Below are 17,569 nucleotides of genomic sequence, written 5' to 3'. Positions count from 1 at the left end.
CTGACTGATGACAATTTATCGGCCACCAATCTGCAAACTTGAGGGCGGCCAGGCGCTCATATTACCACCAAACGTGACCTAACCCAAATTTTTTAAACTTAGTCTGTCTGTAAACTTAGTCTGCCTGCTTGCGCAAAAATGCTGGTATATCCAGATAGTCATGATCGGCTTGCTGCTTAGGCTTGGCGGCCGTCGCGGCAGACCCTGACTGAACACTTTTCTCAGCGACAGCGGGCTGTGCCGGCGTTTTAGCTGCAATCGGTTCTTCCTTCTCCTGAATCACAGGCTTTTCCTGTGCTGCAGGCTTGGCTGAGCTGGTGACCAGAGTAATATCCGGGCGAGACTCTTTACCAATACCGGTTGCCACCACTGTCACACGCAGCTCATCGGTCATGTCCGGATCCAGAGACGTACCGATAACAACGGTTGCGTTATCAGAAGCAAAGGCTTTCACTGTATTACCGACAGTTTCAAACTCGTCCAGACGCATATCCAGACCGGCAGTAATGTTCACCAGAACACCACGGGCACCCGCCAGATCGATGTCTTCCAGCAGCGGGCTGGAAATCGCCATTTCTGCGGCTTCTTCCGCTCGGTCTTCACCTGTCGCAACACCGCTCCCCATCATGGCATGACCCATTTCGGACATCACAGTACGTACGTCTGCAAAGTCGACGTTGATCATACCCGGACGGGTAATCAGCTCAGCAATACCCTGAACGGCGTTTTTCAGTACGTCGTTGGCTTTTGCAAAAGCGTCTAACAGCGTGATGCCACGCCCCAGCACTTTCAGCAGCTTCTCGTTTGGAATCGTAATCAACGAATCAACGTGTTTGGACAGCTCTTCAATGCCCTGTTCGGCAAACGCCAAACGTTTTTTGCCCTCAAAGCTAAATGGCTTAGTGACAACAGCAACCGTTAGAATGCCCAGCTCTTTCGCTACTTCAGCAATGATAGGCGCCGCACCAGTACCTGTGCCGCCCCCCATGCCTGCAGCGATGAAGACCATATCAGAACCTTCTAATGCTTCCCTGATCGCTTCGCGATCTTCCAGGGCTGAATCACGACCAACCTGAGGGTTAGCGCCTGCGCCCAAACCTTTGGTGATATCACCACCAATCTGGATCACTGTGCCGACGTTACTTTTGCGCAAAGCCTGCGCATCAGTGTTAACACTGATAAAGTGTACGCCTTCGATCGATTCACGAACCATGTGATCGACAGCGTTACCACCACCACCGCCAACGCCAATGACCTTAATTACCGCTTCATCAGACAATTCCATCATCGGTTCAAACATGTGTTCTCTCCGTTCTTCCTGTTCGCATCAGGTTTAAAATTCTTTTCTTAGCCAACCACTAATTTTAGTGAACAGACCAGCAACGGACCGTTTTGGTTCAAGTTCACCATCTTCAAATGTCTGACTGTCCTTTCCGTAATGCAGTAAGCCTACTGCTGTCGCGTAATGCGGGGCCTGGACATAGTCCGTTAAACCACTCAATGCCAGCGGTCGGCCCAAACGTACCTGGTTACGGAATACCCGTTCGGCACATTCGACCAGCCCTTCCATCTGTGAGGCTCCACCGGTTAACACTATCCCAGCGGCCAGCTGGTGTTTAACACCCGTATTACGCAATTGTTCTTGTATTTCCACCAACTTTTGGTTCACCAGACCCAGCAACTCGCTGTATCTCGGTTCAATGACTTCGGCCAATGTCTGGCTTTGCAGGCTGCGCGATGGCCGACCTCCCACACTCGGTACGTCGACTTTGGCATCTTTGCTGACCAGCTCGCTCAGTGCACAACCGTACTTCACTTTGATTTCCTCAGCATCACCTGGCGGTGTGCCGAAGGCATAAGCGATATCGCTGGTGACCACATTACCTGCATAAGGAATCACTTCCGCATGCCGCAATGCACCACCTGTCCAGACAGCCATGTCCATGGTGCCACCACCAATGTCTATCACGCACACACCCAGTTCACGCTCATCTGCCGTCAGCACAGCATAACTGGCAGCCAGCCCGGAGAAGATCAGTTGATCCACTTTCAGGCCGCAACGCTCTACGGCTTTCACTATGTTACGTGCCATATCATTATGGCAAGTGATCATATGAACGCTGGCCTCCATCCGGACGCCTGACAAACCCACAGGGTTCTTGATACCTTCCTGGTAGTCAATGGCGAACTCTTGCGGAATCACATGCAGAGTGCGATGCTCATCGCTGATTTTCACCGACTTGGCAGTATGAATGACGTTATCAACGTCATCCTGAGTCACTTCTTTATCAGAAATCGGCACCATGCCTTTTTCAGTCTGGCAACGAATATGTTTACCAGACAGCGACAGATAAACAGAGGCTATTTGGCAGTCGGCCATTAATTCTGCCTGGTCAACCGCCCTTTGCACAGATTTGACGACAGATTCCAGATCATTGACGCCGCCTTTGTCCATGCCTTTAGACGGACTGCTGCCCACACCAATGACATTCACCTGGCCGTCAGGTAATGCTTCGCCGACCAAAGCGCATACTTTGGAAGTACCGATATCAAGGCCAACGATGAGTTTTTTATCTGTAGCCTTCGTCATTAGCGCACGCTCTTATCCTGAACCACTTATTCATTATTCTGTTGCCACCCAACAGCAACACCTGTGTCGTAGCGGAGGTCAACATAATCAACAGCTTTACCCTGCTGTTCCAGCTCCGGGTATAGCCATAAAAACCGTTTGATACGCTCAATTCTGGCTTCCCGACCCAATTCCAGCCGGATTCCATTGCTGAGCCAGATTCGCCATGACCGCCGCTCATTCAACGACAGCCTAACAATTTCTAAACCGCCGCGCTGCAACTCGGGTTGCATTTCACGCCACGTTTTGAGCATTTCCTCACTGCTGCCATCCGGCCCTTCCAGCGTTACCATAGGCTCGCCCGACACATCGGAAGACGGGGCCTGAAACACCTGCCCTTGCAGGTTAACCAGATACTTGTCATTCCAGATCGCAGCCGGTTGATGCTCAACCAGATACACTTTTACGGTATCCGGCCATTGCTTTCGTACCGATGCCTGGGCAACCCAGGGCAAAGACTCCAGGGCATGCTGAAGCTCGTCCACATCCTGGAGCATAAAACTGCCCAGTGAGCCCATTTCAAGAATGCCCTGTCTGACCTGATCTGTGGTCAGATGATGCAGCTCACCCTGAATAATCAATTGGGATAACGGCAATCGGTTTGCATCTGTCATCCAGTGCACTACCGCGACAAACAACCAGGCCATGGCGGTGATGACCAGCACCAGAAAGCTTAATCCCCGCCACTGGGACAAAGTACCGCCAATCAAGTTACTCTGTTTCAAGGCTGTTTCTGTCATGGTTTAACACTTTATTTCCTGAATCATGTCAGTCTGCCGTTATTTTATGGACCAAACAAGCCAAGTGATGACTTACCAGCCACAAAATTTCACCAGAATCAGGATATGACAACAAAGCTGGCCGATTATACCGACCAACTCGATGCTCTCCAACCATTGTTCGCAATTTCCTGTGCTTAGACACCAAAGTGCATGCAAAAGCAGGATTATTCTGGCTTTCTCTTCAAGCTTAGCGAAGAAGTGCAAGAAAGTGACACAAAATAATCCAGATTTTAGCCTTTAGCCGTCATACCGGCACATTATTTCTTCATTTCATCCACGTTGAGCGCCATCGCGGCCAACTGACGGGCAATTTTACCAACGTCACCAGCACCTTGCGTCAGAACAAGGTCATTCTCTTGAATAACATTGGCCAAAGCGCCCGGTAATGCCGCTGTGTTGGGCACAAAAATCGGATCGAGCTTACCCCGTCCGCGAATGGTACGGCACAGTGAACGGCCGTCAGCCCCGGGGATCGCCGCTTCACCTGCGCTGTACACATCCAGCATCAGCAGTACATCCACCTGTTCCAGCACATTGGCAAAATCATCGTACAAATCGCGGGTGCGGGTATAACGGTGGGGCTGGAATACCATCACCAGACGTTTACCCGGCCAGCCTGCACGAGCGGCTTTAATGGTGACATCCACCTCACTCGGATGATGGCCATAGTCATCCACCAGCATCACATTGCCGTTGCCGCTGTCAAATTCACCCAGGTGATCAAAACGGCGGCCGGTTCCTTCAAATTCAGCCAGCGCGCGCAGGATAGCGTCATCCTCAACGCCTTCTTCCGTTGCCACAGCAACGGCCGCGGCGGCGTTAAGGGCATTGTGCTGGCCCGGAATATTGAGTGTGACCGTCAGCTCAGGCTTGCCTTTACGCAGGATAGAGAAATGCCCTTGCTGGCCCTGCTGACGATAGTTCACCAGCCGGACATCGGCATCCTCGGCAAACCCGTAGGTAATGACCTGACGTCCCACACGTGGCAGCAATTCCCGCACCACAGGATCATCAATACACATCACGGCCAGCCCGTAAAACGGCAGGTTATGAAGGAAATCAATAAAGGTTTGCTTCAGGTTTTCAAAGTTACCGCCATAGGTTTCCATATGGTCAGCTTCGATGTTAGTGACCACACACACCATAGGCTGCAAGTGAATAAAAGAGGCATCACTCTCGTCGGCTTCGGCAATCAGATAGCGGCTGGAGCCCAGACGGGCATTGGTACCGGCGCTCTTTACCAGGCCGCCATTGACAAAGGTCGGATCCAGTCCGGCTTCGGAGTAGATCTGAGTAGTCAGCGCTGTCGTGGTTGTCTTGCCGTGGGTGCCGGCAATCGCAATGCCATGGCGATAACGCATCAGCTCGGCCAGCATTTCCGCACGGCGAACCACGGGAATACGCAGCTCACGGGCAGCTTTCAGCTCAGGGTTTTCCGCCGATATCGCGGTCGAGGCCACCACCACGCTGGCCCCTTCGACATTGGTGCTTGCGTGACCAAAAAACAGCTCCGCACCACGTTCGCCCAGACGCTCAGTCACTGAGTTCGGGGTAATGTCCGAGCCACTGATACGGTAGCCTTCATTCAGTAAGACTTCGGCGATGCCACTCATCCCGGCCCCGCCGATACCAACAAAGTGAATACGCTCAACGCGGCGCATCTCTGGCACCATGGTTCTGATTTTGGCTATTTGCTGGTTATCCAGTTTACTCATCACTCTGTTCTCTTCTTTACTTAGCCTGCGCCTTAATCACATCCGCCACTCGGGCATCCGCATCAAGGATCGCAGCCTGTCTCGCCGCCTCGGCCATGCTCAGCAAAGCCGGGCGATCTAAGGTTGTAATTAGCTGTGCCAGACGATCGGCTGTCAGATCCGGCTGCTCTATCATGTGGGCGCCACCGCACGCCACCAGATGATCCGCATTCAGGGCCTGCTGGCGGTCTTTATGCATGAAAGGCACGAATATCGCGCCGACGCCAGCTGCCGACAGCTCAGAGACGGTCAGCGCCCCAGAGCGGCAAACTACCAGATCAGCCCAGTCATAAGCTGCCGCAACATCATCTATAAATTCAGTGACTTTAAATCGCTGCACGCCACACTGGCTGTATGTCTGCTCAGTGCTGGCCTGATTTCCCTTACCAGCCTGATGCCAGATGTCGACATCCCCACCCAGCTGCGCGGCGGCGGCCGGCACCGTCTGGTTCAGTATCCGTGCCCCCTGGCTGCCACCCATGACCAGGACCCGTACCGGACCCTCTCGCTCAGCCAGTCGCTGTGCTGGCGCTGCCAGCTCAGTCACATCGCGGCGAACCGGATTGCCCACCACAGGTTTGCCCGGAAACGCGCCGGGGAAAGCCTGTAACACGCTGGCCGCAATACGCGATAACCAGCGGTTTGTCAGGCCCGCGACCGCATTCTGCTCGTGAAGGATCACAGGAATACCGCTGATCCAGGCAGCCACGCCACCCGGACCGCTGACATAACCGCCCATGCCGAGCACCGCATCCGGTTGCCAGGCCTGGATATAGCGGCGGGCCTGCAATATCGCACCCACTATCTGAAAAGGCGCCGCCAGCAGCTTTTTGATCCCCTGGCCGCGTAATCCTTTCACTTTAATAAAATCAATTTCAATCCCGTGTTTGGGCACCAGGTCAGCTTCCATACGGTCTGCCGTGCCCAGCCAGCGAATTTCCCAGCCTTGCTGCTGCAGCTGACGGGCCACGGCTAACGCAGGAAACACATGGCCGCCCGTGCCGCCGGCCATCACCAGCAAACGCTTATTTTTCTTCATTGTCATTTTCATCACTTGATTGCGCTGATCCGAAACGGGCCTGATGCCGCTGTTCATGATCGATGCGCAGCAAAATGGCCACGGCCGTCGACATAATGAACAAGCTCGAGCCGCCGTAACTGATCAAAGGCAGAGTTAACCCTTTGGTCGGTACTATACCGGCCGCCGCACCGACATTGACCAAGGTCTGGAAAGCAAACCAGAACCCGATGCCGAATGCCAGAAAACCGCCGAATAACTGGCCGGACTCCAGACTTTTCTTTCCGATGAACAACGCCTTGAATACCAAAGCAAAGATAAGCAAAAGCACCAGGGTCACCCCCAGCAGTCCCAGCTCTTCGGCCAGCACAGCGAACACGAAATCGGTATGGGCTTCGGGTAAATACTCCAGCTTCTGGATGGAATTGCCCAGGCCTTGTCCCATCCAGTCACCCCGACCGAATGCCATCAAAGATTGTGTCAGCTGGTAACCACTGCCAAAGGGATCTTCCCAGGGATCCATAAAGGCAGTGATCCGGCGCATGCGATAAGGCTCGAACACAATCAGCATTACTATGCCCAGTAATGCCATCGAGAGCATGGCCAGGAACTGCCACAGCTTAGCGCCGGCTATAAACAGCATGCCCACAGTGGTGACAAACATCACCACAAAGGAGCCCAGATCCGGCTGTTGCAGCAGCAACACAGCCAACAGCGCCAGCACGGCCAGCGGTTTGATAAAGCCGTAAAAACTTTGTCTGACCTGATGATACTGGCGCACCAGATACCCGGACAGAAACACAAAGAGCGAAAGTTTAGCCACTTCCGCCGGCTGCAGGTTAAAGATCCCCAGCGGGATCCAACGCACCGCCCCGTTAACCGAACGACCGACAACCAGCACGATCACCAGCAAGGCCAGCGATACCAGCAGCATAGGCACGCTCAGCTGACGCCAGCGCTCCAGCGGCACCTGGACCATGAAAGCGGCAATAATCAGGGCACAGAACAGAAAAAAGGCATGGCGCAGCGCAAAATAAAACGGCATGTCTGTCAGGCGTGTGGCCACAGGCACAGAGGCGGAGCTGACCACAACCAGCCCGGTCACCATCAGGGACAGACTGATCCACACCAGTTGTCTGTCATACTGACAAGGCGGGGCCGGCCGGCTGAACCACTGGCTGATTTCAAACAGGGTATCTTTTACCCCTTTCAGCATGCCTGTACTCCCTGCACCTGATCTTTCAGGCTGTGAGCCAGCTCAGCAAAGGCGTCGCCACGCGCCATAAAGTTCGGATACTGGTCCAGGCTGGCACAGGCCGGAGACAGTAATATCATGTCGCCGGATGTCGCGTCCGACGCTGCCAGCGCCATCGCCTGATCTAAGGTTTCCACTACAACCGGGGCGTTTGATAAAGACAGGAACCGGTGACCGTCACGGCCAAAGCAGTACAGCTGAACATTGAGGGTCTCCAGCACGGGTTTGAGTGGCGCAAAATCCGCCCCCTTGCTGTCGCCGCCCACCAGCAGATGCAATTTGCCCGGAATGGACAGGCCACTGAGCGCAGCTAACGTACTGGCGAGATTGGTGGCTTTCGAGTCATTGACCCAGTCAACACCGTGCGCCTGTACCACACGCTGACAACGGTGCGGCAGGCCGGTATAACGGCGCAGTGTCCGGCAGGCGGCGTCACGGTCAATGCCCGCCGCGTCTGCCAGCGCCAGCGCTGCCAGGCTGTTAGCCACATTATGGCGGCCAACCAGGGCAATGTCCCGACTTGGCATCACAGGCATACCATGCACCGCCAGGTACTCCTCACCCCGATGCTGAATCAGTCCGTAGTCTTGCTCATCAAAGCCAAAACTGGTTTGCTTGCCGGTCCAGGCAGCATCCGGTAGCGTCGCCGCATCGTCCCGATTGCTAATGGCCAGCCGGGCATGACGGTAAATACGCTGCTTGGCCTGGCCATAGTCGGCAAGGCTGTCGTACCTGTCCATATGATCTTCAGACAGATTGAGGTAGGCCGCCGCCACCAGCTCAAGTGAAGCTGTGGTTTCGAGCTGAAAACTCGACAGCTCCAGCACATACAGCTCATTGCCCTGCTCTAACATATCCAGAGCCGCCAGGCCGATGTTACCGCCGACGCCCGCTTTGATGCCCGCTTCAGCGGCCATGGCACCGACCAGGCTGGTGACTGTGCTTTTACCGTTTGAACCGGTAATCGCCAGCACCGGCTTATCAGCCGCCTGAGCAAACAATTCTATATCGCCAATCACAGGAATGTCAGCCGCGATGGCGGTTTGCAGCTCAGGCGTACTCAGGGCGACGCCCGGATTGGCGACGATCAGATCCGCCGCCAGCAGCCAGTCCATCTGCCACTGACCGGCACTCAGGCTGACACCGTCTGGCAGTTGATCCTCGCCCGGGGGATGGGCCCGGGTATCAATCACCTGAATGGCCGGCGGTGAGCTTTGTCTTAACAGATAGTTCACCACCGACAGTCCGGTTACCCCCAGACCCACAACGACAACTTTATCTGCCTGTGCCAAGTGATTCATTTAGCGCACCTTCAGAGTGGCCAGCGCAAACAGCACCAGCATCAGGGTGATGATCCAAAAGCGCACTATCACACGTGGCTCAGGCCAGCCTTTCAGCTCATAGTGATGATGAATCGGCGCCATGCGGAAGATCCGCTGGCCTCGCAGCTTGTACGAGCCCACCTGCAGGATCACGGACACGGTTTCCATGACAAAAACACCGCCCATGATCACCAGCAACAGCTCCTGACGAACCAGTACCGCAATCGTCCCCAGAGCGCCACCCAGCGCCAGCGAGCCGACATCGCCCATGAAGACCTGTGCCGGATAGGTGTTAAACCACAAAAAGCCCAGACCGGCACCGACTATGGCCGCACACACCACCACCAGTTCACTGGCGTTACTGATATACGGAATATTGAGGTAGCTGGCAAAGTTCACGTTACCGGTCGCCCAGGCAATAAAGGCCATCCCGGCCGCCACCATCACGGTTGGCATAATAGCCAGACCGTCAAGGCCGTCAGTCAGGTTCACCGCGTTACTGGTGCCGACAATGACAAAATACGTGAGCACTATGTACAGCGCGCCAAGCTGGGGCATGACATCTTTAAAGAAAGGCACCACCAGCTGGGTCGCCGCCGTGTCTTTGCCGTAGGCATACAGGGCAAAGGCGACCACCAGGGCAATCACTGACTGCCAGAAATATTTCCAGCGGGCGATCAAACCATCGGTATTCTTGCGGACCACTTTGCGGTAATCATCAATAAAGCCGACGATACCGTAGCCCAGCATGACCGTCAGTACCGCCCAGACATAGGGATTGCTGATGTCAGACCACAGCAGCACTGTGATGGTGATAGCTGCCAGAATCATCACCCCGCCCATAGTCGGCGTGCCGCGTTTGCTGAAATGAGATTCCGGGCCGTCATGGCGCACCACCTGGCCTATCTGCATCATCTGCAAACGGGCAATCAGGCGAGGCCCCATCCATAATGAAATAAACAAAGCTGTCAACACGCTGATGATGGCGCGAAACGTCAGGTATTCAAACAGACGGAAAAAAGGAAAAGTCGACTCGAGTAAGTCCGCTAACCAAAAAATCATTGTTATAAGTCCTGCAGAGCGGCAATAATGTCTTCCATACGGGCGCTGCGTGCCCCTTTTGCCAACACTGTTATTTCTTGTTGTTGTTGAGAATCCAGTCCGGATTCATGATGAAATTGCTGTACCTGAGCGATCAACGCGGCGATCAATGCCGGGTTATCCCTGAAATGCTGTCCCTGGTTCACTTCACTTACAATCGCGCTGGCTTTGCCTACGGTCAGAATACGATCCAGCTGTTTTTGCCGGGCGTAATCGGCAATCTCGCGATGCATCCGCTCACTTTCCTGCCCCATTTCGGCCATATCGCCAAATACCAGCCAACGTTGTCCTTTAAAATCCGCCAGCAAATCAATCGCCGCTTTCACTGAGGCCACACTGGCATTGTAGGTATCGTCGATCAGACGCAATCCCTGTCTGGGCTCGAGCACCAATGCGCGTCCTTTGACGGCGGCCATCTGCGCTAATCCCGACGCCACTTGCGCCAACGTGGCTCCCATCGCCATTGTCAGCGCCGCCGCGGCCAACGCATTGGCCACATTATGACGGCCAGCCAGTGGCAAAGTGAGTGAAATATCACCAGCAGGCGTGTGCATTGTAAAACAAGGGCAGCCGTGGCCGTTAACGCTAATCTCGCTGGCTGAGAACCCTGCGACAGAATTGCTGTCAGAATCATCAGCAGCTAACGGCACTGGGTCCGCCGCAGTAAAACCCACCAGCTGCTTGTCGGTCAGCAAAGGCTGCCAACGTTCCAGAGCATGCGAGTCCAGATTAAAAACAGCCGTGCCACCGGCAATCAGCCCTTCGAAAATTTCGCCTTTGGCTCTTGCTACGCCCTCCAGCGAGCCGAAACCTTCTAAATGCGCCGCCGCCAGATTATTGACCAGTGCCGCATCGGGCTGCACCAGCGCTGAGGTGTAGGCGATTTCTTTTTCGTGATTGGCCCCGAGCTCAATCACCGCAAACTCATGGGCCGGTGTCAGTCGCAACAGCGTCAGGGGAACACCGATATCATTGTTAAAGTTGCCGGCGGTGGCCAGCACGCGACCGCACTGGGAGAGAATCGCGGCCACCATTTCCTTGACCGTGGTTTTGCCACAGCTTCCGGTCAATGCCACTGTCTTGAGGCCATTTTCACGCGTCATTTTTGCTTTCAGCCAGCTGCCCAGCTGGCCCAGAGCCTGACGGGTATCGCTAACCAGCAGTTGTGGTAAAGCCACATCCAGCTCACGGCTCACCAGTAAGGCGGATGCCCCCTTGGCCTTTGCATCCGCGGCAAAGTCATGGGCATCAAAGCGTTCACCTTTCAGCGCAAGAAATAAGGTACCCGGCACTATGGTCCGGGTATCCGTTGAAACTGCATCGATACTGACATCCTGGCCAATCAAGCGGGCGTTAAGCACCGCTGCCAGTTCGCTCAGTGTCACCTCAATCATTTAGTGTGTCTCCAACAAGGCCTGTACGGTTTCACGATCTGAATAGTGAATGGTTTTCCCCGCCAGTACCTGATAATCCTCATGGCCTTTACCGGCCACCAGTACAATATCTTGCGCCTGCGCCTGACTGAATGCCCGCTGGCAGGCTTCGGCCCGGTCATGAATAACCTGGGCACGTTCCGGCTGCGCCAGTCCGGCCAGCATATCATTCACTATCTCCCGGGGTGATTCACTGCGCGGATTATCATCCGTCAGGATCACATAATCGGCTAACTGCTCAGCCACGGCAGCCATCATAGGCCGCTTACCGCGATCACGCTCACCACCACAGCCGACCAGACACCAGAGCTTGCCTTCACAGTGCAGGCGTAACGCTGCCAGTGCTTTCTCCAGCGCATCCGGGGTGTGAGCATAATCAACCACCATCATAGGTTTGTCAGCGGCCTGAAAAACTTCCATCCGACCTATCACCGCCTGCAGACGGGGCGCTGTGGCCAGCAAGGCACTCAGGGGGTAACCCAGCGCCAGTAACGTCGCCAGCGACAACAGCAGATTAGAGACATTGAAAGCCCCAACCAGCGGAGCAGTAAAATCGCCTTGCCCCCAGCTGGAATCAAAAGACACAGTCACCCCCTGGGTGGAATAGCTGACGGCCGTCAGCCACAACGCCTGACCATGGTGCCCGGACAGATGTGACGGTTCGCTCGCGACCGCAACCGCATCAGGCAGCTCGTTCAGCCAGCGTCTGCCAACAGCATCATCAGCATTAATGACAGCGATACCTGCGCTATGTTCCGTGAACAAACTTTGCTTGGCTGCCGCATAGCTTGCCATATCACCATGGTAATCAAGATGATCCCGGCTAAGGTTGGTGAAAATACTGGCCGCAAAATGCAGGGCTTTCACCCGCCCCTGTACCAGACCGTGCGAGGAGACTTCCATCGCCGCAAAATCTGCGCCTTGATTGACCAGCTCAGCCAGGGTTTTCTGAATATCAATGGCGCTGCCAGTGGTGTTCACGGCCGGTCTCAGCCCGGACAACAGGCCATTGCCCGTGGTGCCCATCACCCCGGCGGTTCGGCCGAGCAACCCTGCCCACTGCGCCAGTAACTGGCTGACCGTGGTTTTGCCGTTGGTGCCTGTGACCGCCACCAGCTGCAGCTGCTGATCGGGCTGACCGTAAGCCGCACCGGCCAGGGCCGACAGCCTGCTCGGCAAATCGCGCACCCTAATCACAGGAATACCACTGTGATAATGTATCTCGCCATCTGGCTGGTTATCTTCAGCCTGCGCCAGCACAGCCGACGCACCGGCCTGGATCGCGGCATCAATATACTGGCGACCATCGACCGCATGGCCCTTAATGGCGACAAAAGTACTGCCCGGCACCACAGCGCGGCTGTCGAGGGTCAGATCTCTGACCTGCACTGCAGAGACTGAAGCGGCTAAGACCTCAGGCGCAAACCAGGAAGCTAACAGCTCCCCCAAAGAAATTGAAACATCAGGTTCCGGCATCAGACTTGCCTCTGTTATGGACGATATTCAACTGATCGCCTTTTCCGGCATCAGGTTTGACGTTGAGAATTTGCAGGGCACTGCCCATCACTTCTGCAAAAATCGGCGCGGCGACCTGACCGCCGTAATAAGCGTCGCCCTGGGGTTCATTGATCACCACCACCATAGCCAGGCGGGGATCACTGATAGGTGCCAGCCCTGCGGTCATAGCGACATATTCATCACTATAGCCACCGGCTGCCGCTTTCTTGGCGGTACCGGTTTTGGCTCCCACCCGGTAACCGGGTACGGCCGCGTGCTTGGCACTACCATCAGATTGGGTGACCCCTTCGAGCATATTGAGCACTTTGCGGGTATTTTCTGCCGACACCACCTGCCGACCCGGCACCACAGCTTCGGTTTTCAGAATCGACAGCGGCCGGTTAATGCCTAAGCCGCCCAAGGTGGCGTAAGCACGTACTAACTGAATGGGGGTGACTGAAATACCGTAACCGAAGGCCAGGGTCGCCCGCTCAAAATCCGACCAGCGGCGGCGATCCGGGAACAGCCCCTGCGCTTCGCCAATCAGGTTAATGCCTGAGGCTTCACCCAAACCTACACCGCTGTACATGCCCAGCACCGCATCAACAGGCATAGACAAAGACAACTTACTGACACCTATATTACTGGACTTTTTCAGGATTCTCGCCAAATCGGCCTTGCCGACCTGTGACACATCCCGCACCCGGCTGCCGCCTACCTGCATAATCCCGTTGCCGGTATCGATGACTGTGTTCTCATCGGCAACGCCGTTCTCCAGCGCAGCCAATACGATAAAAGGTTTGATGGTAGAGCCCGGTTCCATCGCATCTGTGATGGCACGGTTACGCATGCGGAAACTTTGCAGCTGATCGCGGTTATTGGGGTTATAGGAGGGCGCGTTGACCATGGCCAGTATCTCGCCGGTCCGCACATCGACCATCACAATGGTTGCCGAGGTCGCGTTGTAATCTACCACCGCCTGCTTCACGGCCCGGTAAGCCACCGCCTGCAATCGCTGGTCAATACTCAGCGCCAGCGGTTTGCCCGGCTCGCGCTGCTTGAGCGAAATGTTTTCCACCACCCGGCCGTACCTGTCTTTACGTACCGTGCGTCTGCCCGGCTCACCGGTCAGCCAGCCGTCATAGGTCCGCTCGACGCCTTCCAGTCCGCGGCCATCAATGCCCGTGACCCCTATCAGGTGAGCGCTCACTTCCCCTGCCGGGTAAAAGCGACGCGATTCATCTTTCAGACCAATACCGGGTAGTTTCAGCTTACCGACATAGGCCGCCATGGCCGGACTGACCTGACGCTGCAGATAAATGAATCGACGGGATTTATTCTCTTCCAACCGGGCAAGCATGTCCTGGCGGTCCAGCCCCAGCACATCCGCCAGCGCATGCCAGCGCGCCGGCTCTGAAAGGCCGCCATGCTTATAAATATCCACAGGATCAGCCCAGACCGCCTGAACCGGCACACTGACGGCCAGTTGCTCGTCATTGCGATCGGAAATAATACCCCGCGCTGACGGCATGGCTTTCACACGCAGCGAGCGCAGATCCCCTTCCTGGATCAGCTTACCGGGTTCCAATACCTGGATATAAGCGGCTCTGGCTATCAGGCCCACCAGTGCCAGACCAACAAAGCTACAGATCAGGGCGAAACGCCAGGGAATAAACGCAGGTGTGGAGGCCGAAGGGCGCGGCGTCTGCGGTTCAGGTGAAGAGGCGGCTTTTTTCATTACTGGACAACAATTTCATTCGCTGCATTAGGACGCTTCATATCAAGCTCCTTCTCAGCCTGGGTTTCAATTTGACTATGCTCAGCCAGCGAGTTTTCTTCCAGCAGCTGATTACGCCATTCGATATCCAGATCATCCCGCTCAATGAGCAGTTGCTCCTGTTGCGCGACCAGTTGGCGCGATTGGTGGGTGATATACACCACCCCCAAGGCAGAAATAAGAACCAGCACCAGCAGCACCAAAGGCACACGGCCGACAGATAGCAGATCACGGCCGATCTGCCGAATCAGGCTGTCTGCGGCGGCTGGCTGGGTACTCATAGGCGTTCAGCCAGACGCAACACCGAACTGCGCGCTCTCGGGTTATGCTGAGTCTCCGCGGCCGTCGGCTTAATGGCTTTACCCACGGCTTTCAGATCGGCACTGCCCAGCGCTTTGATCTGATCTTCGGTCAGCGGCAAGCCGGCAGGGACGTCAGGCCCTTTGCTCTGCTTACGAATAAAACGCTTCACCATACGATCTTCAAGCGAGTGAAAACTGATCACAGACAGACGGCCACCAGGAGCCAGTACTTCCAGCGCACCGTGTAAGGCGGTGTCTATCTCTTCAAGCTCGCTGTTAATATAAATACGTATCGCCTGAAAGCTGCGGGTGGCCGGATGTTTATGCTTGTCTCTGAACGGTGAAACGTCAGCAATCAGCTTAGCCAGCTGGGTGGTTCGCTCCAGCGGCACATTGTCCGGATTGCTGCGGTATTCCACTATCCCGCGGGCGATACGCTTGGCAAAACGCTCTTCGCCAAACTCTTTCAGGACCCAGGCAATATCGTCCGCCTCGGCGCTGGCCAGCCACTCAGAAGCAGAAATACCGGATGTCGGATCCATGCGCATATCCAGCGGGCCGTCACGCATAAAGCTGAAGCCACGCTCGGCATCATCCAGCTGAGGAGAAGAGACCCCCAGATCCAGCAGCACACCGTCGATCTTGCCGGTCAGCCCCAGCTCTGCCATATACCCGGCCATGCCGGAAAACGGACCATGAATAATAGAGAAACGCGGATCGTTGATCTTGGCGGCTTCTGCGATCGCCTGGGGATCGCGATCAATGCCGTACAAACGGCCATGTTCGCCAAGGTGGGAAAGGATCAGACGGCTGTGGCCACCACGGCCAAAGGTACCGTCGATGTAAATACCGTCTGGCTTGATGGCTAGGCCATCAACAGACTCATGGAGCAGCACGGAAACGTGAGCAAATTGTTCGGACATAATAATTGATTCAGCTGAATAATAAGCGAACTGAAGACACCGGCCGGATGCCTCCACCAGAGATTACTGGGTCGTTGGTTTTCCGCTGCTCTGCCTGTTGCGCTACAGGCAGCAGTGGCAACACACCGAAATCGTCGGATTTCGATGCATGTGCACCTCTTTCATTTATACCTGCCCTTGTCGGGCAAGCAACAGGAAAATTGCAATTTTTGCCACAAAATCGTCATTTTTTCCCACAAAAATCCAACACGAAGTGTACGAAGGCAGCAAAAAAGTTGTCAAGACAGATACTGCGATTCTGACAAACAATTGATGCAGCCGTATTTTCTGGTTCCCAGGCCCTGAAACGATAAAAGGTGATGCCCGCATATGTTGCGAACACCACCTTTCCAAAATAAGTGAGTTAACCGATAAGCCGGGTTCTGTCCCGCTTGCGCGGTGGTAACCATTCCTCTAGGCCTGAAATCGCTCGCAGGCTCAAGCAACCTACCCGTCCCCAGCGCGGACCACGCCATTAGGGACCTATTTGGTCTTGCTCCGGGTGGAGTTTACCGTGCCACGAACTGTTGCCAGTCGCGCGGTGCGCTCTTACCGCACCCTTTCACCCTTACCTGTTCTCGCAAGCGAGTCATCGGCGGTTTGCTCTCTGCTGCACTGGTCGTAGGCTCACGCCCCCCAGACGTTATCTGGCACCCTGTCCTGTGGAGCCCGGACTTTCCTCCCCCTCGTCAGTCTCCCAAAGGACATCAACGAAGCAGCGGTTACCTGGTCAACTCAGGCGGCGGATTGTATAAAACTCCCGCCCGAGTTACCAGAGAAAGTTAGACTTCTTCCTTTCTCTGGCGAGAAAACGGCCAGCGCTGACCGGTTCTGCACTTATTCCAGATTCTCCAGGCCCCATTTATAGAGCGCATTTTTCTTCACACCGTGAATCTCTGCCGCCATGGCCGCGGCCTTTTTGAGCGGCAACTCAGCAACCAGAATCTTTACCGTTCGCAGCGCTTCAGCCGGCAAGGCATCTTTATCGGCCCTGTGCCCTGCCACCAAAAGCACCATTTCACCCCGGATACGGTTGCTGTCCTCACCCAGCCAGGGGATCAGCTCACCTAACGGTGCACCATGAATGGTTTCAAAGGTTTTGGTCAGCTCACGAGCCAGCACCACGTGGCGCTCCGGGCCCAGCACGGCCTGCATGTCCGCCAGCGAGTCGAGAATACGGTGCGGAGATTCATAAAAAATCAGGGTACGCGGATCTTCAATCAGCAGCCGGAAGGTATCCTGGCGCCCTTTGCTTTTGGCCGGCAGAAAGCCTTCAAAACTGAAACGATCCGACGGCAGGCCCGATGCACTCAGCGCGGTGATCACCGCACATGCCCCCGGCAGCGGCACAACTTTAACACCCGCCTGACGACAGCGAGTCACCAGATGGTATCCTGGATCGCTGATGAGAGGTGTACCGGCATCAGAGACCAGTGCGATACTGCTGCCCTGACGCAATTTTTCAATCAGCACATCCGCTTTCTGCTGTTCATTATGATCATGCAGGGCAAAGGTGCGGGTAGAGATGGCAAAGTGGGACAGCAGGCGTGAGGTATGGCGTGTGTCCTCAGCAGCAATTAAATCCACCTTGGCCAGAACATCCAGCGCGCGGTGGGTAATGTCTGCTAAATTGCCGATCGGGGTCGGAACGATGTACAAAGTTGCGACATCCACCGAGCACGAATTGGTCTCACTCATTTGTCTATGATCTCATCTGCAATTAATATAGAGAGTAAT

General features: G+C 55.2%; 14 protein-coding genes and 1 other RNA gene. All 15 read right to left on the bottom strand.

Features of this window, described 5'->3' with window-relative positions; genetic code table 11:
• Positions 1-115: 115 nt before the first annotated feature.
• On the bottom strand, positions 116-1,300 hold the full coding sequence (gene ftsZ, locus P0Y67_RS04540; RefSeq protein WP_027253672.1) for a cell division protein FtsZ: 1,185 nt from the start codon (positions 1,298-1,300) through the stop codon (positions 116-118).
• A 33-nt stretch (positions 1,301-1,333) separates the two neighbouring features.
• On the bottom strand, positions 1,334-2,590 hold the full coding sequence (gene ftsA, locus P0Y67_RS04535; protein WP_027253673.1) for a cell division protein FtsA: 1,257 nt from the start codon (positions 2,588-2,590) through the stop codon (positions 1,334-1,336).
• 26 nt (positions 2,591-2,616) lie between these two features.
• On the bottom strand, positions 2,617-3,369 hold the full coding sequence (locus P0Y67_RS04530; RefSeq protein WP_342390910.1) for a cell division protein FtsQ/DivIB: 753 nt from the start codon (positions 3,367-3,369) through the stop codon (positions 2,617-2,619).
• 299 nt (positions 3,370-3,668) lie between these two features.
• Entirely contained in the window at positions 3,669-5,126 is a 1,458-nt protein-coding gene (murC, locus tag P0Y67_RS04525) for a UDP-N-acetylmuramate--L-alanine ligase (protein ID WP_342390909.1), read from the bottom strand.
• Between the two features lie 16 nt (positions 5,127-5,142).
• Positions 5,143-6,204 (bottom strand): undecaprenyldiphospho-muramoylpentapeptide beta-N-acetylglucosaminyltransferase, encoded by a 1,062-nt coding sequence (gene murG / locus P0Y67_RS04520; protein ID WP_342390908.1) that lies wholly within the window; start codon positions 6,202-6,204, stop codon positions 5,143-5,145.
• A complete protein-coding gene (gene ftsW, locus P0Y67_RS04515; RefSeq protein WP_342390907.1) occupies positions 6,191-7,399 on the bottom strand; it encodes a cell division protein FtsW in 1,209 nt (402 codons plus the stop codon). The genes murG and ftsW overlap by 14 nt, the downstream gene beginning before the upstream one ends.
• Complete coding sequence (gene murD / locus P0Y67_RS04510) at positions 7,393-8,739, bottom strand: UDP-N-acetylmuramoyl-L-alanine--D-glutamate ligase (protein ID WP_342390906.1); 1,347 nt, start codon at positions 8,737-8,739, stop codon at positions 7,393-7,395. Before murD ends, ftsW begins: the two co-directional genes overlap by 7 nt.
• A complete protein-coding gene (gene mraY, locus P0Y67_RS04505) occupies positions 8,740-9,822 on the bottom strand; it encodes a phospho-N-acetylmuramoyl-pentapeptide-transferase (RefSeq protein WP_027253679.1) in 1,083 nt (360 codons plus the stop codon). It lies immediately after the preceding gene.
• Positions 9,823-9,824: 2 nt separating this feature from the next.
• Complete coding sequence (gene murF, locus P0Y67_RS04500; RefSeq protein WP_342390905.1) at positions 9,825-11,255, bottom strand: UDP-N-acetylmuramoyl-tripeptide--D-alanyl-D-alanine ligase; 1,431 nt, start codon at positions 11,253-11,255, stop codon at positions 9,825-9,827.
• Positions 11,256-12,770 carry a UDP-N-acetylmuramoyl-L-alanyl-D-glutamate--2,6-diaminopimelate ligase gene (murE, locus tag P0Y67_RS04495; RefSeq protein WP_342390904.1) on the bottom strand — a complete coding sequence of 505 codons (1,515 nt, stop codon included), beginning with the start codon at positions 12,768-12,770 and terminating at the stop codon, positions 11,256-11,258. It abuts the gene before it with no gap.
• Positions 12,757-14,529: a penicillin-binding transpeptidase domain-containing protein gene (locus P0Y67_RS04490; RefSeq protein WP_342390903.1), complete on the bottom strand. Its 1,773-nt coding sequence runs from the start codon at positions 14,527-14,529 to the stop codon at positions 12,757-12,759. The genes murE and P0Y67_RS04490 overlap by 14 nt, the downstream gene beginning before the upstream one ends.
• Complete coding sequence (gene ftsL / locus P0Y67_RS04485) at positions 14,529-14,849, bottom strand: cell division protein FtsL (protein WP_342390902.1); 321 nt, start codon at positions 14,847-14,849, stop codon at positions 14,529-14,531. The genes P0Y67_RS04490 and ftsL overlap by 1 nt, the downstream gene beginning before the upstream one ends.
• On the bottom strand, positions 14,846-15,793 hold the full coding sequence (rsmH, locus tag P0Y67_RS04480) for a 16S rRNA (cytosine(1402)-N(4))-methyltransferase RsmH (RefSeq protein WP_234203933.1): 948 nt from the start codon (positions 15,791-15,793) through the stop codon (positions 14,846-14,848). The genes ftsL and rsmH overlap by 4 nt, the downstream gene beginning before the upstream one ends.
• A gap of 395 nt (positions 15,794-16,188) precedes the next feature.
• Positions 16,189-16,570, bottom strand: an RNA gene (gene rnpB / locus P0Y67_RS04475) — RNase P RNA component class A.
• A 99-nt stretch (positions 16,571-16,669) separates the two neighbouring features.
• Positions 16,670-17,530: a 16S rRNA (cytidine(1402)-2'-O)-methyltransferase gene (gene rsmI / locus P0Y67_RS04470; protein WP_342390901.1), complete on the bottom strand. Its 861-nt coding sequence runs from the start codon at positions 17,528-17,530 to the stop codon at positions 16,670-16,672.
• Positions 17,531-17,569 lie beyond the last annotated feature (39 nt).

The sequence above is a fragment of the Photobacterium sp. SP02 genome (assembly GCF_038519165.1).
Taxonomy (GTDB): domain Bacteria; phylum Pseudomonadota; class Gammaproteobacteria; order Enterobacterales; family Vibrionaceae; genus Photobacterium; species Photobacterium halotolerans.
Note: the sequence above shows the minus strand (reverse complement) of the source record. Positions and strands in the feature narration are given on the sequence as shown.